General features: G+C 64.6%; 23 protein-coding genes. 11 read left to right on the top strand and 12 right to left on the bottom strand.

Going from position 1 to position 25,638, the window contains the following annotated elements:
- Positions 1 to 12: 12 nt before the first annotated feature.
- The 4 genes from CK227_RS08795 to CK227_RS08780 all read right to left on the bottom strand — a co-directional run bounded on the left by CK227_RS08795 (position 13) and on the right by CK227_RS08780 (position 4,893).
- Positions 13 to 675: an aminotransferase class IV family protein gene (locus CK227_RS08795; RefSeq protein WP_095772613.1), complete on the bottom strand. Its 663-nt coding sequence runs from the start codon at positions 673 to 675 to the stop codon at positions 13 to 15.
- Positions 624 to 1,769 carry an aminodeoxychorismate synthase component I gene (locus CK227_RS08790; RefSeq protein WP_095772614.1) on the bottom strand — a complete coding sequence of 382 codons (1,146 nt, stop codon included), beginning with the start codon at positions 1,767 to 1,769 and terminating at the stop codon, positions 624 to 626. Before CK227_RS08790 ends, CK227_RS08795 begins: the two co-directional genes overlap by 52 nt.
- A gap of 171 nt (positions 1,770 to 1,940) precedes the next feature.
- Positions 1,941 to 2,693 (bottom strand): proton-conducting membrane transporter, encoded by a 753-nt coding sequence (locus tag CK227_RS08785; protein ID WP_095772615.1) that lies wholly within the window; start codon positions 2,691 to 2,693, stop codon positions 1,941 to 1,943.
- Between the two features lie 361 nt (positions 2,694 to 3,054).
- Positions 3,055 to 4,893 carry a M3 family oligoendopeptidase gene (locus CK227_RS08780; protein WP_179296411.1) on the bottom strand — a complete coding sequence of 613 codons (1,839 nt, stop codon included), beginning with the start codon at positions 4,891 to 4,893 and terminating at the stop codon, positions 3,055 to 3,057.
- Positions 4,894 to 5,052: 159 nt separating this feature from the next.
- Between CK227_RS08780 and CK227_RS08775 the strand changes: the two genes are divergently transcribed.
- Both CK227_RS08775 and CK227_RS08770 read left to right on the top strand, forming a co-directional pair.
- Positions 5,053 to 6,588 (top strand): sigma-54 dependent transcriptional regulator, encoded by a 1,536-nt coding sequence (locus CK227_RS08775; protein ID WP_095772734.1) that lies wholly within the window; start codon positions 5,053 to 5,055, stop codon positions 6,586 to 6,588.
- A 490-nt stretch (positions 6,589 to 7,078) separates the two neighbouring features.
- Positions 7,079 to 8,896 carry a DUF882 domain-containing protein gene (locus CK227_RS08770; RefSeq protein ID WP_245318107.1) on the top strand — a complete coding sequence of 606 codons (1,818 nt, stop codon included), beginning with the start codon at positions 7,079 to 7,081 and terminating at the stop codon, positions 8,894 to 8,896.
- A gap of 455 nt (positions 8,897 to 9,351) precedes the next feature.
- Here the strand turns inward: CK227_RS08770 and CK227_RS08760 are convergent, their stop codons facing one another.
- Positions 9,352 to 10,245, bottom strand: a complete 894-nt coding sequence (locus tag CK227_RS08760; protein ID WP_095772617.1) for an AraC family transcriptional regulator — start codon at positions 10,243 to 10,245, stop codon at positions 9,352 to 9,354.
- Positions 10,246 to 10,374: 129 nt separating this feature from the next.
- Between CK227_RS08760 and CK227_RS08755 the strand changes: the two genes are divergently transcribed.
- A complete protein-coding gene (locus CK227_RS08755) occupies positions 10,375 to 11,124 on the top strand; it encodes an SDR family NAD(P)-dependent oxidoreductase (RefSeq protein WP_095772618.1) in 750 nt (249 codons plus the stop codon).
- Between the two features lie 11 nt (positions 11,125 to 11,135).
- Here the strand turns inward: CK227_RS08755 and CK227_RS08750 are convergent, their stop codons facing one another.
- Positions 11,136 to 11,774, bottom strand: a complete 639-nt coding sequence (locus CK227_RS08750; protein ID WP_095772736.1) for a 2-dehydro-3-deoxy-phosphogluconate aldolase — start codon at positions 11,772 to 11,774, stop codon at positions 11,136 to 11,138.
- Positions 11,775 to 11,965: 191 nt separating this feature from the next.
- On the opposite strand from CK227_RS08750, the gene CK227_RS08745 reads away from it, so the two are divergent.
- The 3 genes from CK227_RS08745 (at position 11,966) to CK227_RS08735 (ending at position 14,807) form a co-directional block, all read left to right on the top strand.
- A complete protein-coding gene (locus CK227_RS08745) occupies positions 11,966 to 12,895 on the top strand; it encodes a rhodanese-related sulfurtransferase (RefSeq protein WP_095772619.1) in 930 nt (309 codons plus the stop codon).
- A gap of 116 nt (positions 12,896 to 13,011) precedes the next feature.
- Positions 13,012 to 13,752 carry a tellurite resistance TerB family protein gene (locus tag CK227_RS08740; RefSeq protein WP_095772620.1) on the top strand — a complete coding sequence of 247 codons (741 nt, stop codon included), beginning with the start codon at positions 13,012 to 13,014 and terminating at the stop codon, positions 13,750 to 13,752.
- 299 nt (positions 13,753 to 14,051) lie between these two features.
- On the top strand, positions 14,052 to 14,807 hold the full coding sequence (locus CK227_RS08735; protein ID WP_010911332.1) for an SDR family oxidoreductase: 756 nt from the start codon (positions 14,052 to 14,054) through the stop codon (positions 14,805 to 14,807).
- Between the two features lie 33 nt (positions 14,808 to 14,840).
- Here the strand turns inward: CK227_RS08735 and CK227_RS08730 are convergent, their stop codons facing one another.
- The gene (locus CK227_RS08730) at positions 14,841 to 15,215 is read right to left on the bottom strand and encodes a YciI family protein (protein WP_019861024.1); all 375 of its coding nucleotides are present in this window, start codon (positions 15,213 to 15,215) and stop codon (positions 14,841 to 14,843) included.
- Positions 15,216 to 15,368: 153 nt separating this feature from the next.
- A complete protein-coding gene (locus CK227_RS08725; protein WP_095772621.1) occupies positions 15,369 to 16,553 on the bottom strand; it encodes a pyridoxal phosphate-dependent aminotransferase in 1,185 nt (394 codons plus the stop codon).
- 83 nt (positions 16,554 to 16,636) lie between these two features.
- On the opposite strand from CK227_RS08725, the gene CK227_RS08720 reads away from it, so the two are divergent.
- From CK227_RS08720 to denD, 4 genes are all read left to right on the top strand, one after another.
- Positions 16,637 to 17,323 carry a GNAT family protein gene (locus CK227_RS08720; protein WP_095772737.1) on the top strand — a complete coding sequence of 229 codons (687 nt, stop codon included), beginning with the start codon at positions 16,637 to 16,639 and terminating at the stop codon, positions 17,321 to 17,323.
- 32 nt (positions 17,324 to 17,355) lie between these two features.
- On the top strand, positions 17,356 to 18,333 hold the full coding sequence (locus CK227_RS08715) for a cation diffusion facilitator family transporter (protein ID WP_095772622.1): 978 nt from the start codon (positions 17,356 to 17,358) through the stop codon (positions 18,331 to 18,333).
- A gap of 82 nt (positions 18,334 to 18,415) precedes the next feature.
- Complete coding sequence (locus CK227_RS08710; protein ID WP_081295203.1) at positions 18,416 to 18,628, top strand: hypothetical protein; 213 nt, start codon at positions 18,416 to 18,418, stop codon at positions 18,626 to 18,628.
- A 12-nt stretch (positions 18,629 to 18,640) separates the two neighbouring features.
- Positions 18,641 to 19,618, top strand: coding sequence for a D-erythronate dehydrogenase (gene denD, locus CK227_RS08705; protein ID WP_095772623.1), 978 nt, complete (start codon positions 18,641 to 18,643; stop codon positions 19,616 to 19,618).
- A gap of 41 nt (positions 19,619 to 19,659) precedes the next feature.
- On the opposite strand, the gene CK227_RS08700 is transcribed toward denD, so the two are convergent.
- From CK227_RS08700 to CK227_RS08685, 4 genes are all read right to left on the bottom strand, one after another.
- Positions 19,660 to 20,856 (bottom strand): nickel/cobalt transporter, encoded by a 1,197-nt coding sequence (locus CK227_RS08700; RefSeq protein ID WP_095772624.1) that lies wholly within the window; start codon positions 20,854 to 20,856, stop codon positions 19,660 to 19,662.
- Complete coding sequence (locus tag CK227_RS08695) at positions 20,853 to 21,521, bottom strand: DUF1007 family protein (protein ID WP_095772625.1); 669 nt, start codon at positions 21,519 to 21,521, stop codon at positions 20,853 to 20,855. Before CK227_RS08695 ends, CK227_RS08700 begins: the two co-directional genes overlap by 4 nt.
- Before the next feature lie 200 nt (positions 21,522 to 21,721).
- Positions 21,722 to 22,621, bottom strand: a complete 900-nt coding sequence (locus CK227_RS08690; protein ID WP_095772626.1) for a LysR family transcriptional regulator — start codon at positions 22,619 to 22,621, stop codon at positions 21,722 to 21,724.
- A 3-nt stretch (positions 22,622 to 22,624) separates the two neighbouring features.
- A complete protein-coding gene (locus tag CK227_RS08685) occupies positions 22,625 to 23,821 on the bottom strand; it encodes an amidase (RefSeq protein ID WP_095772627.1) in 1,197 nt (398 codons plus the stop codon).
- A gap of 541 nt (positions 23,822 to 24,362) precedes the next feature.
- Here CK227_RS08685 and odc2 point away from each other — a divergent pair.
- Complete coding sequence (gene odc2, locus CK227_RS08680; protein ID WP_095772628.1) at positions 24,363 to 25,496, top strand: ornithine/lysine decarboxylase; 1,134 nt, start codon at positions 24,363 to 24,365, stop codon at positions 25,494 to 25,496.
- The last annotated feature ends 142 nt before the right edge of the window (positions 25,497 to 25,638 follow it).

The raw sequence follows: 25,638 nt of genomic DNA, 5'->3' as shown, positions 1-25,638 counted from the left end.
GCGTTCTCCTAGTCATACCAACTTTGCGGGAACCAGGCCGCGCAGCGAATTGCCGACGAAGAGTGCCTTGGCCGACTTCAGATCGTCGTAGCTGTAGATCGCTTCTCCCGCCCGGCCTTCATCCAGAAGCTCGGCGCGCAATACGCCAGGCAGCAGGCCGCAATCGAGCCGTGGCGTTGCCAGCACGCCGTCGCCGAAATCGGCGAAGACATTGGTGATGGTCCCTTCGCAGATTTCGCCGCGCTCATTGGCCAGCAGCACCTCGTCGGCCTGGGTGACGAGATATTCGGAACGGGCATGGGTGTAGAGCTGGCGCCGGCTGGTCTTGTGGCGCAGCAGCGTGTTTTGCGAATCGAGCCGTGTCCGCGCCAGCCGCAATATCCAGACCTTGTCGGCGGCGAGCGGTTCGTAGGGCTGTGCCGAGGCCGTCGCGTCGCCGTTGCGCGCCAAGGCGAGCCGCGTGCGCATGGCGGTTCGGGCGCCGTCGACCGCCTTGCCTAGCACGGCGCCTATCTTCTGTGGATCGCAGGCAAAGCCAAGCTCCGCCGCCGAGCCATAGAGGCGCGCAAGGTGGCGATCGAAGCGCAGGAAGCCCGTCTCGGGCTGCCAGCGCATGGTCTCGATCAGCTCGAAATCGGCGGTGTCCCCGTCGCGAAGCGGGCTTTGAGCAGACACTCCTGATACTCCTCCTCAGGCGTCGAATCGAAGACGATGCCGCCGCCGACATTGTAGACGGCCTCGCCGCTGGCAAAGAGCGAGATGGTGCGGATCGCCACGGAAAAGCGCATCGTGCCCCCGGGTGCGATCCAGCCGATGGCGCCGCAATAGACGTCGCGCGGCGTGCCCTCCAGGTCGTGCAGGATCTCCATGGCGCGGATCTTCGGTGCGCCGGTGATCGAGCCGCAGGGAAACAGTGCTGCAAACACCTGGCGGATGGTAAGGCCCGGCAGCAGCTTCGCCCTGACGTCGCTCACCATCTGGTGGACGGTCGGGTAGCTCTCGATGCGGAACAGTTCCGGCACTTCCAGCGTGCCGACCTCGCTGATCAGCGAGATGTCGTTGCGCAGGAGATCGACGATCATCCGGTTCTCGGCCTGGTTCTTCTCGTCATTGCGCAGGAAGGTTTTCTGCCGCTCGTCCTCGGTCTTGGTCGCGCCGCGCGGGGCCGTGCCTTTCATCGGATGCGTCTCGATCATCCCAGCCGCATTGATCTCGAAGAACAGTTCGGGCGAGCGCGACAGCACGATCGGATCGCCCAGCCCCACCAGTGCGCCGTACTTCACCGGCTGGCGTTCGGTCAGCGCATCGAAGGCGGCAAGCGGGTCGCCCGACCATTGCGCCTGCACCGGAAAGGTCAGGTTGCCCTGGTAGCAGTCGCCCTGCCTGATGTGCTGGTGCAGCCGCGAGAAGCGTTTCTCATAATCCTCGAATGACCAGGCCGCCCGCGCATCGAAGATCGGGCCGTTCGGGGTTGCCGCATCGCGCGGCGGCACCGCTTCTTCGACCGGAGCATCGAAGACACCGAGGCAGATCAGCGGCGCGCGACGTCCCCGCGGCAGCAAGGGAACGAGTTTCGGTTCGAGCAGATAACCAGCCTCGTAGGAGAAATAGCCGGCCAGCCATTTGCCGGCGTCGTGCGCGGCCTGTGCCGCTTCCAGCGCCGGCCCGAAATCCCTGGCCTCATGCGCGACGATGATATCGGCCGGCCGGTCGAACACGAGCTGACGCGCGCTTTCGTCGTTGCGGAAAATGGCGGCGGGCAGGGACATGGGGACCGGGATCGATGAAGCCGTCGATCGCTCTATATGGGGGGCCGCTCGCGTGCAATCGAGGGAACGGCACCTTGCCCCTCAAAGCCGACCTCGTGGCGGCCTTGCCTGCCAAAAAAAGAAATCGGCGAGGCCTGTGACCCCGCCGGCTTGATGATCTGTCTCTGGCGCTCAGGTGTTGCTGGCGGTTCCGGCTGTCGGAAACTGCTTGGCGAATTCCTTCTCGTCGCCGGCGGCGAGCAGCCTGGCTTGGTCGATCCAGCGTTCGCGGGCGATGCGGCCGTCGAAATTCATCACGTCCTCGATCCGCTTGATGTCGGCTGCGGTCCAGGCGGCGATCTGGGCGAAGGTGGTGACGCCCTGCGCCTTGAGCAGCTTCTCGTTGACCGGGCCGATACCGATCAGCCGGCGCAGATTGTCTGATTTGCCAGCCGCAGGCTTGGCTGCCGCCGGTGCGGCCTTCTTGGCGGCTGCCGGCTTGGGCGCGGCCGAACTCTTTGCCGAGGAAGCGGCGGAGGCCGCGGGTTTGGCGGCGGCGGGCTTCGGTGCAGCCGACTTGGTGGCGGTGGCTTTCGCCGGTGCAGCCTTGGCTGCTGGTTTGGCAGGCGCGGCCTTGGCCGCTGTCGGAGCGGATTTGGCGGCCGCCGGCGTTGACATCAGGGCGGCCGGCGGCTGACTGGCGGCCTTTGCTCCACCCGTCTGCGCGTCGCGCAACTGGCGCTCGAGGTCGGCGCGGGTCTTGCCGCATGCATTGAGTTCGCCGGTCAGGCGGTCGCTGTCGGCACGCAGCTTGTCGCGCTCGCCGCGGGTGCGGTCGAGGTCGCCGCGCAAACCGTCGAGCTCACCACGCAGGCGACCCCAGATGAACCAGCCAACCAAAACGCCTACAAGGAACGCCAGGACCACGTAGAAAAAAGTGCCCATTGTCTCTCTCCAGTCAGATCCGTCTGCCGTGGGTCATGACCTTCGGCGATGGACTACTCGGTGAAGGTTCCGCGGGTTCGCAGAACAGCCGGCTTCGGTTCGAGCTGTCGGCGATCGGCTTCTCAAGCCCATGGCCAACGGCCGTTGTCGCGTTCGCCTGAGCGTCACGGCCGGCTGAGATCTTCCCTCGCCGATCCGCGTAGGCTCCGGCTGAGCTTGCGGCGAAGGCTATCATAGAGCTTGTGGAAAGCTATGGGAAAAACTTCCGCCTAGAGTTCTTCAAGAACAAATATTTAGCGAAAGAACAGTGCCGTCCCAACATGCATTCCGGCTAAACTGTTCTTTGCAGGCGAGAGGCGTCTCAGCCGTCGAGCGTTTCCAGTTCATCGATCAGGCCGCTGATGACACCGAGCCCGATCTGCCAGAAGGCAGGGTCGGTGGCGTCGAGGCCGAAGGGCGCCAGAAGCTGCGAATGATGCTTGGTGCCGCCGGCGCGCAGCATCTCGAAATACTTGTCCTGAAAACCGCGCTCGGCATTCTGGTAGACGGCGTAGAGCGAGTTCACCAGGCAGTCGCCGAAGGCATAGGCATAGACGTAGAACGGCGAATGGATGAAGTGCGGGATGTAGGTCCAGAACACCTCGTAACCCTCGCGCAGCTTGATCGCCGGGCCGAGGCTTTCGGCCTGCACTTCCAGCCAGAACTGGCCGAGCCTGTCGGATGTCAGTTCGCCGTTGCGGCGCTCGGCATGCACCTTGCGCTCGAATTCGTAGAAGGCGATCTGGCGCACCACCGTGTTGATCATGTCCTCGACCTTCTGGGCGAGCATGGCCTTGCGCTCGCGCCGGTCGGTGGTCTGCTCGAGCAGCGAGCGGAAGGTCAGCATCTCGCCGAAGACCGATGCCGTCTCGGCCAGGGTCAGCGGCGTCGAGGCCATCAGCGCGCCCTGGCCGGCGGCCAGCACCTGGTGCACGCCGTGGCCGAGTTCATGCGCCAGCGTCATCACGTCGCGCGGCTTGCCCATGTAGTTGAGCAGCACATAGGGGTGGGCCGACGGCACGGTCGGATGGGCAAAGGCGCCTGGCGACTTGCCCGGGCGCACCGGCGCGTCGATCCAGTTGCGGTCGAAGAAGGTGCGCGCGATCGCGGCCATCTCGGGCGAGAAGCGCTGATAGGCGGACAGCACGGTGTTGCGCGCTTCGTCCCAGCCGATCACTGATTGCGGCGTTTCCGGCAGCGGCGCGTTGCGGTCCCAATGGTTCATGACGTCCATGCCGAGCCAGCGCGCCTTCATCGCGTAGTAGCGATGCGACAGGCGCGGATAGGCCTCGCGCACCGCGGTGGCGAGCGCGTCGACCACGCCGCGCTCGACGCGGTTGGCGAGATGGCGGGAATCGGCAATGTCCTCGAAGCCGCGCCAGCGGTCGGAAATTTCCTTGTCCTTGGCCAGCGTGTTGGTGATCAGGGTGAAGGTGCGCAAATTCTTGCGGAAAGTCGCGGCCAGCGCCTCGGAGGCCCGGCGACGCACTTCGCCATCGGCATCCTGCAGGCGATTGAGGGCCGGCTCCAGCGTCAGTTCCTCGCCGTCAACGTCGAAGCGAAGGTCGGTCATCGTCTCGTCGAACAGCCGGTTCCAGGCGCCGCGCCCGGTGATCGACTTCTCGTGGAAAAGCTGCTCGACGCGGTCCTCGAGCTGGTAGGGCTTGTCCATTCTGAGGTCGAGCACCCAAGGCCGGTAGTGGCCGAAAGCGGGATCGCTGGTGAGCGCGCTTTCGATCGCGTCGTCGTCGATCAGGTTCAGTTCGAGCGCGAAGAACAGGAGATGCGCGCTGGCGTCGGTCATCTTCTCCTGGATGTCGCCATAGAGCTTTGCACGCTGCGGATCGGCGGTGTTGCCGGCATAGACCAGGCCGGCATAGGAGACGATGCGGCCGATCAGCTCCTCCAGCGCCTCGTAGGCGACCAGCGCCTCGCCCAGCTTGCCTGCGCCGCCGCGCCCGGCCTCGGCGGCGAGCGTGCCCTTCCAGCGGGTCTCGAAAGCGATTGCGTCGGCGGCGGCTTTTACGATGTCACGCTTCAGTTCCGGGGCTTCCATGCCGGCATAGAGGTCGGCAAGGTTCCATTCCGGCAGATCGCCAAGCTCGGCCGCACCCTGACCGGACGCCGGTGCCGCAAGCCGCCGACCAAACATCATGCGCATCGACAATACCTTCTGTGAATTATGAGGTCAGAATCAAGGGGATCAGGCAAGCCGGTCAAATCGTAAGGAATTCGTTCACCGGGTTTTTTGAAACCTTATTTAGAACCCTGTGCCAAGATGATCCATGGGGATTTCGGGCGCGGGCAGTTCAAGACAGTCATGACAGGTTCCATACTCATAGTCGATGACGATCCCGTGCAGCGCCGGCTGCTCGAGGCGGCGGTGACGCGGTTCGGCCACACGGCAATCGTCGTCGACGGCGGTGAGGCCGGCCTCACCGTGCTCGACGGGCCTGGCGACCGCGACATCGCGGTGGTGATCCTGGACCTGGTCATGCCCGGTCTCGACGGCATCGGCGTGCTGAAAGCCATGCGCGAACGCGACATCTCCGTCCCGGTCATCGTGCAGACCGCCCAGGGCGGCATCGAAACCGTGGTGTCGGCGATGCGCCACGGCGCCTTCGATTTCGTCGTCAAGCCGGCGTCACCCGACAGGCTGCAGGCCTCGATCGCCAATGCGCTCAAGGTCGAGGCGGTCGAGGGCGAGGTCAAGCGCACGTCGCGCAAGCGCGGCGGATTGCTGACGTTCAGGGACATGATCACCCACAGCCCGGCCATGGACAGGGTGATACGCCTCGGACAGAAAGCGGCCGGATCCAACATCCCGATCCTGATCGAAGGCGAATCCGGCGTCGGCAAGGAACTGGTGGCGCGCGCCATTCAGGGCAGCGGCGACCGCCGCTCGAAACCCTTCGTCACCGTCAATTGCGGCGCCATTCCCGACAATCTGGTCGAATCGATCCTGTTCGGTCACGAGAAGGGCTCCTTCACCGGCGCCACCGACAAGCACACCGGCAAGTTCGTCGAAGCGCATTCGGGCACGCTGTTCCTCGACGAGATCGGCGACCTGCCGCTCGATGTGCAGGTCAAGCTGTTGCGCGCCGTGCAGGAGGGCGAGGTCGATCCGGTCGGCGGGCGTTCGACCGTCAAGGTCGACATCAGGCTGATCTCGGCGACGCATCGCAACCTTCTGCAGCAGGTCAAGGACGGCAAGTTCCGCGAGGACCTGTTCTACCGGCTCAACGTCTACCCGATCTTCGTGCCGCCGCTGCGCGACCGCCGAGACGACATTCCGCATCTGGTCGCGCATTTCATGGAGAAGGTGGCGCCCGCCGACCCGCGCCATCGCCTGCAAGGCATTTCGCCGGCAGCGCTTGCCGTGCTGGAGGCCTATGACTGGCCCGGCAACATAAGGCAGCTCGAAAACGCCGTGTTCCGCGCCTCGGTGCTGTGTGAAGGCGACGTGCTCGATGTCGATGATTTTCCGCAGATCCGCGCGCAGGTGGAAGGCACCGTCAATCTCGAAACGGACGACGTGGCACCTCGCCTGCCATCGCCTCCGGAGCTCCGCGATGAGGGGGGCCTGGTCGGCGATGCTGCTCCAGCCGCCCAGCCGGATCGGCCGGCCCTGCTTCAGCCCAGATTCGGCACGCTGCGGGCGCTCGACGAACGCGGCAATGTGCGCGCGCTGGCCGATGTCGAACTGGAGATGATCAAGCTCGCCATCGACCATTACAACGGCCAGATGAGCGAAGTCGCGCGCCGCCTCGGCATCGGACGCTCGACGCTCTACCGCAAGCTCAAGGAATATGGCATCGACCCGGAGACGGGCCGTGTCGACCGCCTCGCTTCCTAAGGTGCGTTGATATTCAGGTGAGGCCGGCCTGACCTGAATCTCTCCACGCCTTGGGCGCGCTCGATCCCCTCCAAAACCAGGATCACGTTCCCGATGCAAGGCCGGGACCAGCTTGCAATGGCAGGATTGCGCCTCTATCGGGGTTTCGGCTGGAATATGGCATGCCTGTGGACAGCTCTGTTCACGCATTAACGCTAACGGTAACAGATCGTGTTCGGCCAAAGCCGGATTCCTGATCTAAACCAGCGGTTTACCAAGAAACCTTGTGAACGATTTTTGACGGGATATCGCCATGGTGTTACCGCATTTCGGCTTCAATAAGCGATGATTAACCATTAGGATCGATATTCGGATGTGAAAACGACACATCCGTTTGGGCAAATCCGGGGACAAACGGCAGCCTGCAAGGCCTTTTGATTTGAACAGAATCGAACGACTCACAAACGGGCGTCATGATCATTTGAGCGTCTGGCCGAGATGGCTGGCAGCGGTGATTGTCGCTTTTGGTTTTGTTGCCGCGGCGGCCACCGGCGCCAGCGCCGAAACACGTTCGCTGAAGCTCTATCACCTGCACACGCACGAAAAGGCCGAGATCGTCTACAAGCGCAACGGCCGCTACGTTCCCGAGGGCTTGCGCAAGATCAACATCATCCTGCGCGACTGGCGCCGCAATGAGCCGACCAAGATGGATCCGCGCTTGCTGGACCTGGTCTGGGAGGCCTATCGCGAAAGCGGCGCTACCGACTATATCCAGGTGGTGTGCGGCTACCGTTCGCCGGCGACCAACTCGATGCTGCGCAGCCGCAGCCGCGGTGTCGCCGAGAAGAGCCAGCATATGCTCGGCAAGGCGATGGATTTCTACATTCCCGGCGTGCCGCTGAAGAAGCTGCGCAACATCGGCCTGAAGATGCAGGGCGGTGGCGTCGGCTTCTATCCGACCTCCGGTTCGCCGTTCGTCCATATGGATGTCGGCAATGTGCGCCACTGGCCCGGCATCAGCCGCCAGGAACTGGTCAGCCTGTTCCCCAACGGCAAGACGCTGCATGTGCCGAGCGACGGCCGGCCGCTGCCTGGCTATGAGCAGGCGATGGCCGCCTACAAGGCACGCAAGGGTGCTGGTACGCCCAATGTCGAGCTTGCGAGCGCAGGCGGCAGCGGCAAGAAATCCGGCGGCTTCCTTTCCGCTTTCTTCGGCGGTGGCGGCGACGACGAAGCCGACGACAGCGCGGATGTCGAGACCGCTTCGGCCGCTCCCGCGCCCAAGCCCAGAAGCCTGAAGCCGGCGGCGACCGCCAAGAGCGGCAACCTGCCGGGCATCGCCATCGTGGCGCCCGAGAATGCGCAGCGCGCCAACGTTCCGCAGATTGCCGACGAACAGGCACCGGCACCGGACCCGGAAAAGGATACGCCGGAGACGATCATCGCCGCCTTGCCGGCCAAGGAGATTCCGCTGCCCGATTTCGCGCCGAGGCCAAAGGCCGATGTCGGGGCGCAGCCCGAGAACGTTCCGTTCGCCATGGCGGACGCGACGACGACCACCGAACAGGCCGTGGCGACCGCGCAGGCGCCGGCGAACATGCCGTTCGGCAAGGCTGACCCCGCGGCGCTCGCTGCGGCTGCCGCCGCCGATCCGGCGCAGGTTGCCGTCAACAACATCCCCGTGCCGACATGGCGGCCCGAACGCACGCTGCCGGCGGATCTCGCGCCGCCGCCCAGCAAGGATGTGCTGATGGCGCTGGCGGATACGGCCGAACAGGAGAAGACCGCGACTGATGCGTTCTCGGTGCTGCCCTCGGCACGGCCCGAGCCGGCCAAGCCGGACGCCGTCAAGGCCGTGCTCGACGAGGCCAACGCCCAGGTCGGCAATGCCGACCAATATCAGGTTGCGTCGCTCTCCGAAGAGCCGCGCTCGGCCTTCAACGATCCGTCTTACGTCGATGTCGCATCGCCGCGCCAGGCCGTTGCCGCCCGTCCGGCCGGTTCCGATCCGGCCGCAGCGATCGGCGCCGGCGTGAAGACAACCCGCAAAGAAGCCAGGGCCACCGCCCGCGACCAGAAGCCGGGCCCCAGGGCCATGGTGGTCGCCGCGGCGCCCCAGGCCGCCCGCTGGGCGCTGACCAGCGGCGACAATGTCGCCACCGTTTCGAGCGCGACGACGGCGCCGGGCTACGCCTACAATATCGTGCATACGCCGCCGAGCGAGGTCTATACGGCTGGCTTCCAGACCGACGCCCAGGCGCCGGACCCCAGCCGCTTCACCGGCAATGCCGTCAAGTTCCTGTCGGTCGCCCGCTTCCAGACGAAGTAGCGGCTGGCCAGATACAGCAAAAGCCGCGCTGGGCAATCAGCGCGGCTTTTTGCTTTCAGGATACGGCGGATGCGATGTCGCGATGCTGGGGATCACACATCGCTGAACTTCTCGTGAGGCCGGAAATGCACCCTCGTTTCCGGGTTGGCGTGGGTGCGTTCCAACCTGCGGATATTCATGAAGAAGGTTCTACTGGCGTCAGTTCTGGCATTGGTTGCAGCATCTGCCGCGATCGCTCCATCTCAAGCCGAAACCGTGATCATCAAGAATGGCAAGCATCACTGCAGGACCAGGCTGGTCACGCATTGGGTGCACCATCACAGGGTGACCGAGAAGGTCAGGGTCTGCCACTGATCCGGAACAGATAGGATCCGGGAGAATTGGCCCGGTCGGCGGGAGTCGGCCGGGCCTTTTTCGTGCCAGCTGATGCAGCGCGTACGTCCTGATTGCGAGCCTTAGTCGATTTCCAGCGTGGCTGCCTCGCCCCTGGCCAGAAGCCGTGCGGCGTCACGCGCCGGCGGCAATCCGAAATGGCGCGCATATTCCCGGCTGAACTGGGATGTGCTTTCATAGCCGACGGCAAAGGCGACACGCGCGGCGCTGCCTGGCTCCGCGATCAGCAGATGACGCGCCTCCAGCAGCCGGACCTGCTTCTGGTACTGGATCGGGCTCATGGCGGTTGCCGCCTTGAAGTGGCGGTGAAACGAAGCGTTGCTCATATGTGCGAGCGCCGCCAGCTCCGTCACATCGATAGGCTCGTTGTAGTGCGATCGTATCCAGGCGGTGGCGCGGCGGATCTGCGACAGGCGGCCGTCAGCGCGCGCGAGCTGGCGCAGTTTCGCGCCTTGCGGGCCCTGCAGCAGGCGGAACGCGATCTCGCGTTCGAGCATGGGCGCGAGCACCGGAATTTCGGCCGGACGGTCGAGCAGCCGCAGCATGCGGCGCCAGGCATCGAGCAGTTTGTCATCCACCCGGTTGGTCACGAAGTTGTCGCCGTCGACTGCCGGCTTGTGGTCGATAAGCAGGCTGGCGATCAATCCGACATCGAGGGCGAAGGCGATGGCCATGTAAGGAAAGGCGCTGCTCGCCTCGATGAGCTGGCTGGTGGCTGGCGTCTCCACCGCATAGACGAAATAGCTGCCGGCGCCGTAGCGAAGCGTGCGGTCGCCGATCAGCACTGTCTTGGCGCCTTGCAGAACGAACAGCGCCGTCGGCTGACAAAGCTCGGGCAGCGGCGCGGTTGGAACCTCGCTGCGGCCGATCGTGACCCGCGGGATGGCCGTCCTTGTGCGCCGCCCATGCGCATGGCGGCCGGCGATCGCGATCAGTTCCTGCAAGGCGTCTTTCATGTCGTCAGCATTGCCGATCCATGCAGGCTGCGCAACCAGTTGAGAGGATTAGGCAAGAGGACGCGAGTATCCGGCGCGCCAAATCGGCCGGCGCACGTCATCTCTGGGTTTCAAAGAAGGGATGTGGACATGACGACGAAAACGAATGCGCTGATCACCGGGGCCAACAAGGGCATCGGCCTCGAAACCGCTCGTCGGCTGGCAGCCATGGGGTTCAAGGTCTGGCTCGGCGCCCGCGATGCCGAGCGCGGGGAGGCCGCGGCAAGGGCGTTGCGCAATGAAGGGCTCGACGTCGAATGGCTCGCTCTCGACGTCGCCAGCGACGACAGCGTGGCGGCGGCGGCCAGGATCTTGACGGCGCAGGTCTCCAGTCTCGACGTGCTGGTCAACAACGCCGGCATTGCCCCAGGCTATGTTGACGCGCTCGGAGATGACGGCCGCTACGAACGGCCGCCAAGCCGAGAGAACGTTGAGGATATGAAGGCCGCCTTTGACGTCAACGTCTTCGGACCCGTTCGCGTCACCCAGACCTTGCTGCCGCTGCTCCTGGCAGCGCCCGCCGCCCGTATCGTCATGGTCAGCAGCTATCTCGGCTCGATCGCGCGCGCCGCCGGCAACAGCCCGTCGCCCAATGTCATGGGCTATGGCAGCTCGAAGACAGCGCTCAATGCCGTCACCGTGGCCTTCGCCCGGGAGCTGTCGCCGCGCGGCATCATGATCAACGCCGCCGCTCCCGGCTACACCGCGACGGACCTCAATGCGCACAGAGGCGGCCGTACGGTGCAGCAGGCCGCCGGGGTCATCGTGCAGCTGGCGACGCTGGAGGCCGGCGGACCGACCGGCGGCTATTTCGACGAGAACGGTCCGTTGCCCTGGTGAGCCGGGACCGACTATTTCCTGAGCTGGCTGGCAGCGCGTGCGAGCGCTTCGATCTCGTCCCACTTGCCGGCCTTGACCATGTCGTCGGGCGCGACCCAGGAGCCGCCGACACAGATGACGTTGGGCAGGCTGAGGTAGTCGGCGGCGTTCTTGCCGGTGATGCCGCCGGTCGGGCAGAATTTGACATCGGCCAGAGGCGAGGCGAAAGCCTTCAGCGAGGCGATGCCGCCGGACTGTTCGGCTGGGAAGAATTTCAGGAAGCGCAGGCCCGCCTCGCGCGCGGCCATGATCTCGCCGGGCGTGATGGCACCGGGCAGCAGCGGAACCTCGCTGTCGGCGGCGGCTGCCAGAAGCTCGCGCGTGATGCCGGGGCTGACGATGAAGCGCGAGCCGGCGCTGGCCGCCTCGTCGAACTGCCTGCTGTCCAGAATGGTGCCGGCGCCGACAATGGCTTCCTCGACCTCCGCCGCCACCCGCCGGATCGCTTCCAGCGCGTCGGCGGTCCGCAGTGTGATCTCGATCGCCGGCAGGCCGCCGCGTGCCAGGGCACGGGCCAACGGCACGGCGTTGGCGACATCATCGATCTTCAGCACCGGGATGACCGGCTGGCCGTTGAGGAGCGACAGGAGTTTTTCGGTCTTGCTGGGCATCTGCCTCTCCATTGCCAAGGGGTGATTTCAACCGATTAGCAGACGGGTGTTTGCCTGTCCACGAAAGCGGTCGCGTCGCGATGTCACGCGCCACCGGACAGCTTACCGGCTCTTTCCCGACAGGGCCATGACAGGCGCCGAAGCCGGTTTCGCCTTGAATCGGCTTTTACGAGCGTCTAGTTGCTCTGGCAATGACACTGTCCGACCCATCCCAGCCCGTCCGCGTCGCCGCCCTCTACCGGTTCGCCCGGCTCGACGCCTTCGAGAGGCTGCGCGCGCCGCTCGCGGCCTTCTGCTGCGGACGCGGCATCAAGGGCACGCTGCTTCTGGCGCATGAGGGCATCAACGGCACCGTCGCCGGCAGCGAAGCAGCGATCGCCGAGCTCATCGACCATATCGAGGCCATCGACGGGCTTGCAGGGCTCGAGATCAAATACAGCGCAGCCACGGAAATGCCTTTCCATCGCATGAAGGTGCGGCTGAAGCGCGAGATCGTCACCATGGGCGTCGAGGACATCGACCCGGCGACAAGCGCCGGAACCTATGTCGCGCCCGCCGACTGGAACGCGCTGATTTCCGAGCCCGACACGATCGTGATCGACACGCGCAATGCCTACGAGGTTTCTATCGGCACCTTCCAGGGCGCGGTCGATCCGGCCACCGCGAGCTTTCGCGAATTCCCGGCCTGGGTGGAAGCGCACCGGGCGGAACTCGAGGGCCGCAAGGTGGCGATGTTCTGCACCGGCGGCATTCGCTGCGAAAAAGCGACCGCCTACGTGAAATCGCTCGGCTTCGAGGATGTGTTCCATCTCAAGGGCGGCATCCTCAAATACCTCGAGGAGGTTCCGGCCGAGCAGAGCCTGTGGCAAGGCGAGTGCTTCGTCTTCGACGAGCGGGTTTCGGTGTCGCATGGTCTCGCCGAGGGTGACGCGCAACTCTGTCGTGCCTGCCGCCATCCGCTGACGGCAAGTGAGTTGGCATCGCCCAGATATGCCGCAGGCATTTCTTGCCCGCATTGCTTCGACGCTCGTACCGACGAGGACCGTCAGCGCTACGCCGAGCGCCAGCGGCAGGTCGAGCTTGCGCAGGCGCGGGGCAAGGGGCCGCATATCGGGTCCTGATCCGGGAGAGCGAGCCCGGCAAGCGGCGGCCTGTCATTGCAATGTCAGGTTTCGGGACCTACGTCTTCGGCGTTCGAAACCTGCCCGTTCGGCCGGGCACATGCTGGAGGCACTGAATGTTCGATCCCAAGAAGCTTCTCGACGATCTGCTCGGTTCGCAAATTCCCGGCACCAGCGGCACCGTTCGCGACAAGGCGGGCCAGGCTGTGCAGATGGCCAAGGACAACCCGCTGGCAGCGGGTGCGCTGGCCGCCGTGCTGCTTGGAACAGGGGTCGGCCGCGAGGTGACAGGTGCGGCGGTGAAGCTCGGTGGCCTGGCCGCGATCGGCGGCCTTGCCTACAAGGCCTACCAGAACTACAAGGCCGGCAACGCACCGGAGCAGGCGCCCTCCGCCGGCGAACCGGAATTGCTGCCGCCGCCCAAGGACACCGCCTTCCATCCGTCGCAGGCGCCGCAGGGCGAGGATGAATTCACGCTGACCCTGGTGCGGGCGATGATCTCGGCGGCCAAGGCCGACGGTCATGTCGACGACGAGGAGCGCAAGAAGATCGCCGGCAAGCTCAGCCTTTCGGGGATCGGCTCCGATGCCGAGAAATTCCTGATGGCGGAGCTGGAAAGCCCGCTCGACCTCGACGTGCTGGTGGCGCAGGCCAAGACCGACGCGCAGAAGCTCGAACTCTACACGGCATCGCGTCTCACCATCGATCCCGACACGCGCGCCGAGCGCGGCTATCTCGACCTGCTCGCCGGTCGGCTCGGCCTGCCGGACGCGCTGGTCGACCATGTCGAGGCGACGGTTTCGGCAGTCAAGGTTCCCGCAACAACGGCCGGGACTTCGCCCAATCCACGCTGGTAGGGTCAGATCGGGACAGGCCGTCTTTCCGGCGTTAACCTTTCGTTAACTCAGGAAGCGCATGATTCTACACAGTCGGATCGGCTTTTCCTCCTCCCAAGCCCGGTTCAGATCAGGGCGGTCGCCAATGACCGCCCTTTTTGTCGGCCCACGCCGGGGCCTGCTCCGCAAAACGAGCGCCATTTTTCAAGGCATGTTCGTGCGGTCCGCTTGCCATCGCTGCCGTCATTTGCGATGCCTTCTGCTGAGCCAAATCCTGAAAATCAGTCGGGCACGCTCGGCGCTGCCGGAGGACATCAGCCATGACCGAAGAAAGAACCGCCATCGTCACCGGCGCCGGCACGGGCATCGGCAAGAGCGTCGCCACGGCGCTGCTCAAGGCCGGCTGGAACACGGTGTTCTGTGGCCGCCGCAAGGCGGTGCTGGATGCCGCGATCGTCGAGGCCGGCCGGACCGAGGCCAAGGCACTGGCGGTCGCCTGCGACATCAGCAAGGCCGGCGAGGTCGACGATCTGTTCGAGACGGTGGCGGAAGCCTTTGGCCGCGTCGACCTGCTCTTCAACAATGCCGGCATGGGTTACAAGTCTACGCCGATCGACGAGATCCCGGTCGAAGTGTGGAACGATATTGTCGGCGTCAATCTCACCGGTTCGTTCCTGTGCGCCCGCGCCGCCTTCGGGGCTATGCGCAAGCAGCGGCCGATGGGTGGGCGCATCATCAACAATGGTTCGGTGTCGGCCTATGCGCCGCGCCCGGGCTCGGTGCCCTATACGGCGACCAAGCATGCCATCACCGGGCTGACCAAGACGCTGGCGCTCGACGGCCGTCCCTACGACATCGCCTGCGGCCAGATCGACATCGGCAATGCGCTGACCGACATGGCGCAGCCGATGACCGTCGGCGTGCCGCAGGCCAATGGCTCGATCGCCGCTGAAGCGGTGATGGATGTCCAGCACGTCGCCGATGCCGTCGTCCACATGGCCAGCCTGCCGCTCGAGGCGAACGTGCTGTTCATGACCGTGATGGCAACCAAGATGCCGTTCGTCGGGCGTGGGTGAGCAGCGGACGCTGGCAGGGCCTCCGCCGCCGACTCATTTGCCCGCCAGCGGTGCGCCGGGCTTGAAAAGCAGAATGGGCCTGATCTCGTAAACGGCGGTCGGATTGACACGGCGAAGGTCGCGGGCGATCGCGATGGCCTCGTCCCGCGTAGCGCAGTCGACGACATAGAGGCCAAGCAATTGTTCCTTGGTCTCGGCGAAAGGGCCGTCGATGACCACGCCGTCGCCTGGGCCGCGCAGGGTGAAGGCATCCTGCGTCGCCCCCAGACGCGCGGACGGTCCAAGTGTGCCTTCCTCACGAAGCCTTGTGTTGATCTTCAGCAGCTCGGCCATCAGTGCCGCATCTTCCTGCGGCGTCAGCGCCTTGATCGCATCTTCCACGTGATAGGCAAGGATTGCATAGAACATCCGAGGAACCTCACTCCGATCCTGATCGTTGGACGGTAACCGTTCCCGACATGCACGCACAGTCTTGGCCGCGAGCCTGCCGACGGATCATGACACCGACATGCCGGCCGGCCGCAGACCATCCGGGAAAGGAGCTCCGGCCTACCTCGAAGCTCACTTGGCCAGGAACGCCCCGATCCGTTCCAGCGCGCGCAAGATGTTCTCCTCGGAGTTGGCGTAGGAGAGCCTGACATAGCCTTCGCCGAGAATGCCGAAATCAGGGCCGCCGATCAGCGCCACGCCGGCGTCGTCGAGCAGCGCGGAGGCGAGCTTCTTTGCCTTCCAGCCGGTCTTCGAGACATTGGGGAAGGCGTAGAACGCGCCCTTTGGCGTGATACAGGAAATGTTGGGCAAGGCGTTCAGCCCCTCGACCACGACCTTCCGGCGGCGGTCGAAGGCGCGCATCATTTTGTCGACGTCATCCTGCGGGCCGTCGATGGCCGCGATGCCGGCGAACTGGCTCGGCGCGTTGACGCAGGACCAGCAATTGACCGCCAGCTTGCGCACCTTGTCGTAGAGATGGGCGCCCTTGTCGCCATTCGGCCAGATCGACCAGCCCATGCGCCAGCCGGTCATTGCCCAGGTCTTGGACCAGCCATTGAGCACGATCAGCCGGTCGCGGATCTCGGGGAAGCCGAGCAGCGAGCAATGCGTCTCGCCGTCATAGGTCATGACGTCGTAGATCTCGTCTGAGAGGATGGCGACATCGGGGTGCTTCTCCAGCCCCTTGACCAGCTTCTCGATCTCGGCGCGCGGCGTGACGCCGCCGGTCGGGTTGGCCGGCGAGTTGAGGATCAAGAGCCTTGTCTTGGAGGTGATCAGTGCCAGCGTTTCCTCGGCCGAAAAGGCAAAGCCGTTTTCCTCGCGCATCGGCACGGGAACGGGTGCGGCACCGGTGAATTCGATCATCGAGCGGTAGATGGGAAAGCCGGGGTCGGGATAGAGGATCTCGACGCCGGGTTCGCCGAACATCAGGATGGCGGCGAACATGGTCGGCTTGCCGCCGGGCAGGATCATCACCGTCTCGGGCGAGACCTCGACGCCGGTGGTGGTCAGCGTGCGCCGCACCACCGCCTCGCGCGTCGCCAGAAGCCCGTTGGCGGGCGTGTAGCCGTGGTGGCCGTCGCGCAGCGCCTTGATCGCGGCCTCGACGATGTGCTGCGGCGTCTTGAAGTCGGGCTGGCCGATGCCGAGATTGACGATGTCGCGGCCCTGTTGGGCCAATGCGGTCGCCCGCGCCAGCACCGCGAAGGCATTTTCCTCGCCGAGACGGTCGAAGGCCGAAATCGTGTGGAGCATTTTTCCCGTCCGTGTGGTTCTTACTGTGAGGTTGCGTTTTTGTGAGCTTCGGCCCGCAAAAGTCAAACGGATTGGAGTCTTCGGTGTCGGAAAATCTCAAAGATTGGCAACCGCGTCCGCGACCCGAGCGCAAGGCGATCGACGGCCGCTATGTCAGGCTCGAACCGCTGAGCGCCGCAAAGCACGGTGACGGGCTCTATGAGGCATCTTCCGTGTCCGATGTCGACGGCCGCTTCGCTTGGCTGCCCGACTATCCGCCGGAAACCCGCCCCGCCTTCCAACCCTGGCTGGACAAGGTCGAGGCGAGCGAAGACCCGCTGTTCTTCGCCGTCATCGACAAGGCGACCGGCAAGGTCGCGGGCCGCCAGACATTGATGCGCATCGATCCGGCTTACGGCGTCATCGAGATCGGCAACATCTATTGGGGGCCGCTGATCTCGCGCAAGCCGGGCGCGACGGAAGCGCAGTTCCTGTTCATGAAATACATCTTCGACGAACTCGGCTACCGCCGCTACGAATGGAAGTGCAACAATCGCAACGAGCCGTCGAAGCGGGCCGCGGAAAGGTTCGGCTTCAAGTTCGAAGGCATTTTCCGCCAGCATCTCATCGTCAAGGGTGAAAACCGCGATACTGCATGGTATTCGATTATCGACAAGGAATGGCCGGCCCTGCGCAAAGCCTATGTAGCGTGGCTCGACCCGGCCAATTTCGACGGCGCCGGCCAGCAGAAGCGACGGCTTGAGGATTGTCGCGCGGAATTCGGCGCTTAAGTCCGGCTTGGGGCGCATGACAGGAGCTGCCATTGGCGAATTCCCACGACCATAGCGGCCATGATCGCGGCGCGGCCGTCCATGTGCATGGCACGACCGACAAGAAGCGTGTGCTGATCGCCGCCTGCCTGACGGCGGGCTTCATGGTGGCCGAGGCGCTTGGCGGTCTCTTCACCGGTTCGCTGGCGCTGCTGGCGGATGCCGGCCACATGCTTGCCGACGCCATCGCGCTCGGCCTTGCCTGGTATGCCTTCCATCTTGCCGGGCGGCCGGCGACCGTCCGCCTCACCTATGGCTTCGGCCGGGTCAAGACGCTGGTCGCCTACACCAACGGCATCGCCATCTTCGTCATCGCGCTGTGGATCGTCTACGAGGCCTGGCAGCGCCTGCTCACACCGGCGCCGGTGCTGGGCGGACCGATGCTGGTGGTGGCGATCCTCGGCCTGCTGGTCAATATCGGCTCCTTCCTGGTGCTGCATGGCGGCGACCACGAAAGTCTCAACATGCGCGGCGCCATCCTGCATGTGCTGGGCGACCTGCTCGGTTCGGCGGCGGCAATCGTGGCGGCGCTGGTTATCCTGGCGACCGGCTGGACGCCGATCGACCCGATCCTTTCCGTGCTGGTCTCGCTGCTGATCCTGTCGACGGCCTGGTCGCTGATGCGCGCCGCCGCCCATGTGCTGCTCGAAGGCGTGCCGCCAACCCTCGACCGCGATCTTATCGCAAGGGACCTGGAAACCACGATCCAGGGCGTGCGCGAAGTGCACCATATGCATGTCTGGTCGATCGATGGATCGAGCAACATGGCGACGCTGCACGCCTGCCTCGATGAGGGCGTCGATGCGCACAAGGCGGTTAGCGCCGTCAAGAAGCGGCTTGCCAGCGAGCACGGCATCAGCCATGCCACCGTGGAACCGGAATTCGGCCAATGCGCCGACGAGGCCGACGACCACGATCATGAGCATGAGCATGAGCATGATGCGACCGCGCATCACAGCCACCATCACTAGGTCCGGTCGGTAACCGGCCCTGCCTCAGGAGTTCCACAGCTTTGAAAGCCAGTCCTACGAATGCTTGCTGTCCCGGTGCGGCATGATGGATCGCGACACCAGGAATGCCGCCATCGCCGCGCTGTGGATCATGCTCCTTTTCGGTATCGCGGCGTTCTACCTGCCGACCGTGATGCTGGCACTGGGCAGCCTTTCGACCGTGCTCGCCGGCATATTCGGCATTGTCTTCGTGCTGGCGTTTTTTCTCGTGTTCTGGCTTCGCGCGCGCAGCCAGCGCAAAAATCAGGGCAAGTAAGGGAATTTTGACATGCGCATTCTGATCACCGGCGCCGCGGGCATGGTCGGCCGCAAACTCATCGCCCGGTTGGCCAAGGACGGCACGCTGCGAGCCGAGAAGATCACCGCGCTCGATCTGCACGACATCGTGCCGCCGCAGGCCCCGGCCATGGAGGGCGTCAGCATCGGCACCCACACCGGCGACCTCGCGGAGGCGGGCGCCGCCGAAAGCCTGGTCGCGTCGCGCCCCGATGTCGTCTTTCATCTCGCCGGCATCGTGTCGGGCGAGGCGGAAGCAAATTTCGAACTTGGCTACCGCGTCAATCTCGACGGCACGCGGGCGCTGTTCGACGCCATCCGGCTGGCGGGTTTTGCGCCGCGCGTGGTCTTCACCTCGTCGATCGCCGTCTTCGGCGCACCGTTCCCGGATGTCATTCCCGATGACTTCCATCCGACGCCGCTGACCTCCTACGGCACGCAGAAGCAGATGAGCGAGGCATTGCTCGCCGACTATACCAGGCGCGGCTTCTTCGACGGCATCGGCATCCGCCTGCCCACCATCTGCGTGCGGCCCGGCAAGCCGAACAAGGCGGCCTCCGGTTTCTTCTCCGGCATCATCCGCGAGCCCTTGAGCGGGCAAGAGGCGATCCTGCCGGTGCCGCGCTCGGTCGTGCACACCCATGCCAGCCCGCGCTCGGCGGTGAATTTCCTGATCCATGCGGCTGGTATCGATGGCGCCGCCGTAGGGCCGCGTCGCAACCTGACGATGCCCGGTGTCGCCGTCACCGTCGGCGAGCAGATCGAGGCGCTGGAGCGCATCGCCGGGCCGAAGACGGCAGGCCTGATCCGCGAGGTGCCGGACGAGACGATCTGGGCGATCGTCAAGGGCTGGCCGACCCGCTTCGAGGCGAAGCGGTCACGGGAGCTCGGCTTCAGCGCCGAGAAGAGCTTTGACGAGATCATCCAAGCCCATATCGAGGATGAGTTGGGCGGCAAGATTCCTGGTTAGGAGTTTGCCGGCCCCGTCCCATTTCAATGGGATAGACAGACCTAGACGCTGCCCGTCAGGCTCGCCGACAGCAGCAGCAATCCGAACAGGAACACGAAGGCAGCGCCGCCGATCTCGACGATCGAATGGATGCGGTTGCCCATGCGGCCGTCACCAGCGAAATACACAGCCCAGTTCTTGGCGGTCACGGCAAGCGTCGCCAGCGCCGAGACGGTGATGGCGGTTCCGATCGACATCGCCAGCACCGACAGCAGGCCGCCGAGCCAGAGCCCGTTGAGCAGCGCGAAGCTCAGCACGATCAGCGCGCCTGAGCAGGGGCGGATGCCGACGGCGGCCACCGCCGTCCAGGCCGTGCGCCAGTCGAAGCGGTCGCCCGAAAGCAGCGCCGGATCGGGTGCATGCGAGTGGCCGCAGGTTTCGCAGACCTCGCCCGCGGCGTGATCGTGATGCGCATGGTCATGATGATGCGCATGATCGTGCGCGCCATGGTCGTGATGGTGGTCATGCGCGGCGTGGTCGTGATGGTCGTGCGAATGGTCATGGTCGTGGTCGCCTTGCCCATGCGGCGCGCGCGAATGGGCATGCGCCGAATGGCTGTGCGCGGCATGCGAATGGCCGGCGTGGGAATGACCCGCGTGCGCCGCCGACAGGCTGTAGGCGGGCGCCCTGCCGAACAGGCGCAGGATGGACGGGCCGAGCTTGCGCCACAGCAGCCAGGCGCCGAACAGGGTGACGAAGACAAAGCTCATGATCTCCATGAACCAGGCCGCGTCGGTCATCGAGATCGCGGTGCCGCGTAGGACGAAATAGGCGACCGCCATCACGGCGACCGCCGTCAGGCCCTGGAGCAGCGCCGAGACGAAGGACAACAGGATGCCGCGCCGCAGCGCCACTTCATTGGCCACCATGTAGGACGAGATGACAGCCTTGCCGTGGCCGGGGCCGGCGGCGTGGAAAATGCCATAGGCGAAGGACAGGCCGACGAGCAGCCAGAGCTTGCTGTTGTCCTGGCGCATCGCCTTCATGGCCGTCGCCAGCGCGCGGTAGAATTCCTGTTGCCGCAGGTTGATCCACATCAGGATGTGCGCAAACGGACCGGTGGTGGGCGCCATGCCGTCATTGACGCCGATGCCGAGCGAGGACTGGGCATGCGCGGCGTTGGCGAAATGCATCGCGGCAAAGGTGAGGGCCAACAGGCCGAATGCCAAACGCAGGGACGGTTTCGTCACTGGCTTCATCCTTCTGGCTGACAGGTCAGTTCGAGCTTGGTGGCGAAGATCTTGCTCATGTCGGTGCCTGTCGGATCGTTGAAGAAGGCGTCCGTCAGGGTCTTCTGATTTTCCTTGATCGCTTCGTCCGGATCCGGCCGCACGACCTTGCTGGTGCAGTTCGGCGGCAGGCCTTCGACCGTGATGTTGGAATCCTCGGTGAAGTCGATCGCCGTGTAGAAGGTCGGGTCGTAGACGCCGATATCGATCTTGCCGGTCAGCTTGATCGGCGCCTTCGGCTCGGACTCGAACAGGATGATCAACTGGTCGTTGTCGAAATTGGCCATCAGGTGCGGCGGTGGCGTCATTGCCACGTCCTTGCCGTCCTGCGTGACGAGCTGGAAATAGTTGAATTCGGCGAGCGAGGCATGAACGGTGTCGGCGACCTCCTTCAGCTCCTTGTCGTCAAGCTTCAGGTCGGAGTTCTTGTCGAACTCCATCATCACGGTACTCGAAAACAGGTCGTCGAAGCGCCAGAGATGACGCAGCGCTTTCACACTTTGGTGATCCGGGGACAGGATGACGTCCAGGCGTGCCTCGGCGAAGACGTGCGGATGCACGTAAGCCGGCTCCGTCGCGGCAAAGGTCGCCGCCAGGGCCGAACCCAGTATGATTGCGTGCCGTTTGAGCTGCATTCCCGGTCGCGATTCCCTTGGCCTTGGAGAGGAACCGAAGGTTACCAGAAAGGGGGCGAAAGTGGGACCGCCGGTGCGTGTCACCCAAAAGTGCGTGGCGGTTTTGGGATTTATGACACGCACAAACCCAAAGCGTGTCAGCCAAAAGTGCGTGGCGGCTTTGGAACTACGACACGCACGCAACAGAAGCCCTGGACAGGTCAAGCGACCTCACGCGTCTTGAACCACTGCACCAGGAAGTCGACGAAAACACGGACCTTGGCCGGCAGATAGCGGCGGTGCGGGTAGACGGCGAAGATGCCGCCGCCGGACAGGATGCGGTCGTCGAGCACCGTCACCAGCCGGCCGCTGGCAAGATCGGGTCCGGCGATGAAATCCGGCAGGACGCAAAATCCGAGTCCCGACACGGCGGCGGCGCGCGCCGCCATCGGGCTGTTGACCTCGATCGGACCTGACACGGCGACGCTCAGCTGATCGTTGTTGTCGCCCTTGAACGGCCAGTTGTTCAGCCCGCGGCCATTGGTGTCGACGATGCAGGGCATGTGGCCGAGATCCTGCGGCCGCGTCGGCATGCCATGCTTGGCGATCAGTTCGGGAGAAGCGCAGAGTTTTATCGAAAACGGCGCCAGGCGTCTCGCGATCAGCGACGAATTCTCCAGGCGTGAGATGCGCACGGCGAGATCGAAACCTTCCTCGACGAGGTCGACGAAGCGGTCGTCGAGCTGAATGTCGAGCACGATGTCGGGGTGCTGCTTGGCGAAGTCGATCAGCGATTGGCCGATCGGCGCGTCGGCAAAGGTGCGCGGTGCCGACACCTTGATCCTGCCGCGCACGTCGCCGGAAGATTCGCGCACGGCGTCCGCCAGGCTGTCGACCTCGCGCACGATCTCCGAGGCGCGCCGGTAATAGGTATGGCCGGCCTCGGTCATCGAGAACTGGCGCGTCGTGCGGTTCAGCAGCAGCGCGCCGAGTTCGTCTTCCAGCTCGCGCACATATTTCGACAGCAGCGCCTTGGAGCGGCCGATCTTGCGCGCCGCCGCCGAAAAGCCCTCGGCCTCGACGACGTCGATGAAGGCGCGCATGCGGGTCAGTGTGTCCATGGTTCAGGCCTTTTGTGCTGCGTCGAGAAGTTTTCGGCCGAGCCGTATCAGGGCAATGTCGCTGCCGGAAGGGCCAAGCAGCGAAAGGCCGAACGGTGCGCCGGCGACCGAGCCGATGGGCAAGGTGATCTGTGGAAAGCCGGAAAGCCCGGCGAGGCACAGAAGATGCAGGGCGCGCTCGCGATAGGCCTGGAACTGCTCCGGCGTCGAGTCGACATAGGGCGCCGGACCCGGCACGGTCGGCAGCACAAGGACGCCGTGCTTGCCGAGCAGGGCGCTGAGTTCACCGCGGAAGGTCAGCCGGCGCACTTTTTCGGCCTGCGCCGTGCGGTCATCGACGGCGCGGCCGAAGCCGAAACGCTCCTCGACGCCGGGACCAAGGTCACGTTCGCCGCTGGTGATCCATTCGCCATGCACCCCCCACGCTTCCCTGGCCTGCAGCCGACGAAAGCACCAGTAGAGTTCATCGGGGGAAGAGCTCAAGCGCGTGGTCGAGGTCGCCGGCGTACCGAAAACCGCACCCGCCAGCGCCTTCATCCTGGCATATTCGGCAAGGGCGGGGCGAGCGACCATCTCGTCCAGCCAGGTGAGCGATATCGGGCGGTCCAGCGAATGCTGGTGCGGGTCGCGGCCAAGCAGTAGCTTGCCGACGGTCTCGTAGGTCTCGATGTCGTCGGCGAACCAGCCGAACGTGTCGAAGCTCGGCGCCAGCTTCATGGTGCCATCGAGCGCGATGCGGCCATGCGTGGTGCGCAACCCGATCAGGCCGCAAAAACTCGCCGGCGCGCGGATCGAGCCGCCGGTGTCGGAGCCGGTGGCGATGTCGGCCAGCCCGCCAGCCACAGCCGCTGCCGATCCGGACGACGAGCCGCCGGTGACGCGGTCGGGCGCCGCCGGGTTCACCGGAAACGGAAAATGCGCGTTCTGGCCGAACAGCGCGAAAGCCAGTTCGTCGGTCTGCGTCTTGCCGACGAAGCGCGCGCCAGCATCCAGAATCGTCTGCACGGCCGGCGCCGTGCTCGAGGCGGCATTGCTTTCGGCGAATTTCCTGGAATTGCCGCAGCCGGTACGGTAGCCGGCGACGTCGTAGATGTCCTTGACAGCCAGCCGCAGGCCGGCGAGCGGGCCGAGGTTGGCATGGGCCACCGGTATCTGGCGAAGATCGAGGAAGGCGTTGTAGGGGCCGTGCGTGCCTGTCATCGTTCGATATCCGGATACGGTTGCACCTACATTGTTCGATGCCAGAAATTTTACAACCTGCGATACGATTTTTATTGATTGTGAAATCCTTCGCCCCTATATCGCGCTTGCCCAAAGTCGCACGTGCCTGTGGGTGTCCGCCGATCCTCGAATGGTGAGGGAAATCGGTAAGGTAACTGGAGCCAACCCCTCCAGTCGGTTTAGCGGCCAACCGCCAGACCGAGGACACCTTGAAGCAACGACGGTGCGGGCCTTTCTGGTTCTCTGCCGGTTGTCCAAAGACCGGGGTTACTGAAGAGGCACACCTTCATTGCCTGCAGTGCGGAACGGGGTTCTCCCAATCCAAGCCAAGGCAGACAAAGCGGACCGAAGCCGGGCAAGGCCGAGGTTCATCGCCGCGAGACGGCGTTTCATGGTTCCGGGGTCTCCACCGGCTGGTTCCATGGATTTTCCGTCCCGCCTTTGTCCACCGCGTGTTCGCGAGGCCGACAGCCCGCGTCCGCACCCTTGTGCGCGCCGAAAGGCGTGTTTGGAGAACCCGATGGCTACGCAGCGCATCCTCGATTTCCTCGCCACCCGACGTCCGTCCGGCCCTTGCCTCGTCGTCGACCTCGATGTCGTGCGCGACAATTTCCGCGCCTTCGAGAAGGCGCTGCCCGATTCCAAGATCTACTATGCGGTGAAAGCAAACCCGGCGCCGGAAATCCTGCGCCTCCTTGCTGCGATGGGCTCGTCCTTCGACACCGCTTCCGTTGCCGAAGTCGAGATGGCGATGGACGCGGGTGCGCCCGCGGACCGCATCTCCTTCGGCAACACCATCAAGAAGGAGCGTGACATCGCACGCGCCTACCAGCTCGGCATCCGGCTGTTCGCGGTCGACTGCGTCGAGGAGGTCGAGAAGATCGCCCGCGTTGCTTCCGGCGCGCGCGTGTTCTGCCGCGTGCTGACCGACGGCGAAGGCGCCGAATGGCCGCTGTCGCGCAAGTTCGGCTGCGTGCCCGCCATGGCCGTCGACGTGCTGCGCCATGCCAAGGCGCTCGGCCTCGACGCCTATGGCGTGTCGTTCCACGTCGGCTCGCAGCAGACCGACCTGACCGCCTGGGACCGTGCGCTGGCCGACGCCAAGAAGGTGTTCGCGACGCTGGCCGAGGAAGGCATCGTCTTGAAGATGGTCAACATGGGCGGCGGTTTCCCGACGCGCTATTTGCGTGACGTGCCGGCGGCCCAGGCCTATGGCCAGGCGATCTTCTCGGCGCTGCGCAAGCATTTCGGCAATGCCATTCCCGAAACCATCATCGAGCCGGGCCGTGGCATGGTCGGCAATGCCGGCGTCATCAAGTCGGAAGTCGTGCTGATCTCGAAGAAGGCCGACAATGACAATGTGCGCTGGGTGTTCCTCGACATCGGCAAGTTCGGCGGTCTGGCCGAGACGATGGACGAGGCGATCCGCTATCCCCTCGTCACCCGCCATGACGGCTCAGAGACCGCGCCTTGCGTGCTCGCCGGCCCGACCTGCGATTCGGCCGACGTGATGTACGAGAAGACGCCGTATCCACTGCCCCTGTCGCTGACGATCGGCGATGAGGTGCTGATCGAAGGCACCGGTGCCTACACGACCACCTACTCGGCGGTCGCCTTCAACGGCTTCGAGCCTCTCCGATCCTACGTGATCTGACGGTTCTTTATTTGGCGCATTTTCGGACGGCGAACCGGATACCACTTCGCCTGAAAATGCGCTGAGAGCCGATCAGATCATCCCAGGTGGGCGCTTGCCACCCGCCCGGGCTCGCTTGTGGAACAGATCTCCGCTTGCCAGG

Origin of the sequence: Mesorhizobium sp. WSM4308 (assembly GCF_002294905.1) — a bacterium.
Classification (GTDB): domain Bacteria; phylum Pseudomonadota; class Alphaproteobacteria; order Rhizobiales; family Rhizobiaceae; genus Mesorhizobium.
This window is presented reverse-complemented; position numbering and strand designations above follow the sequence as displayed.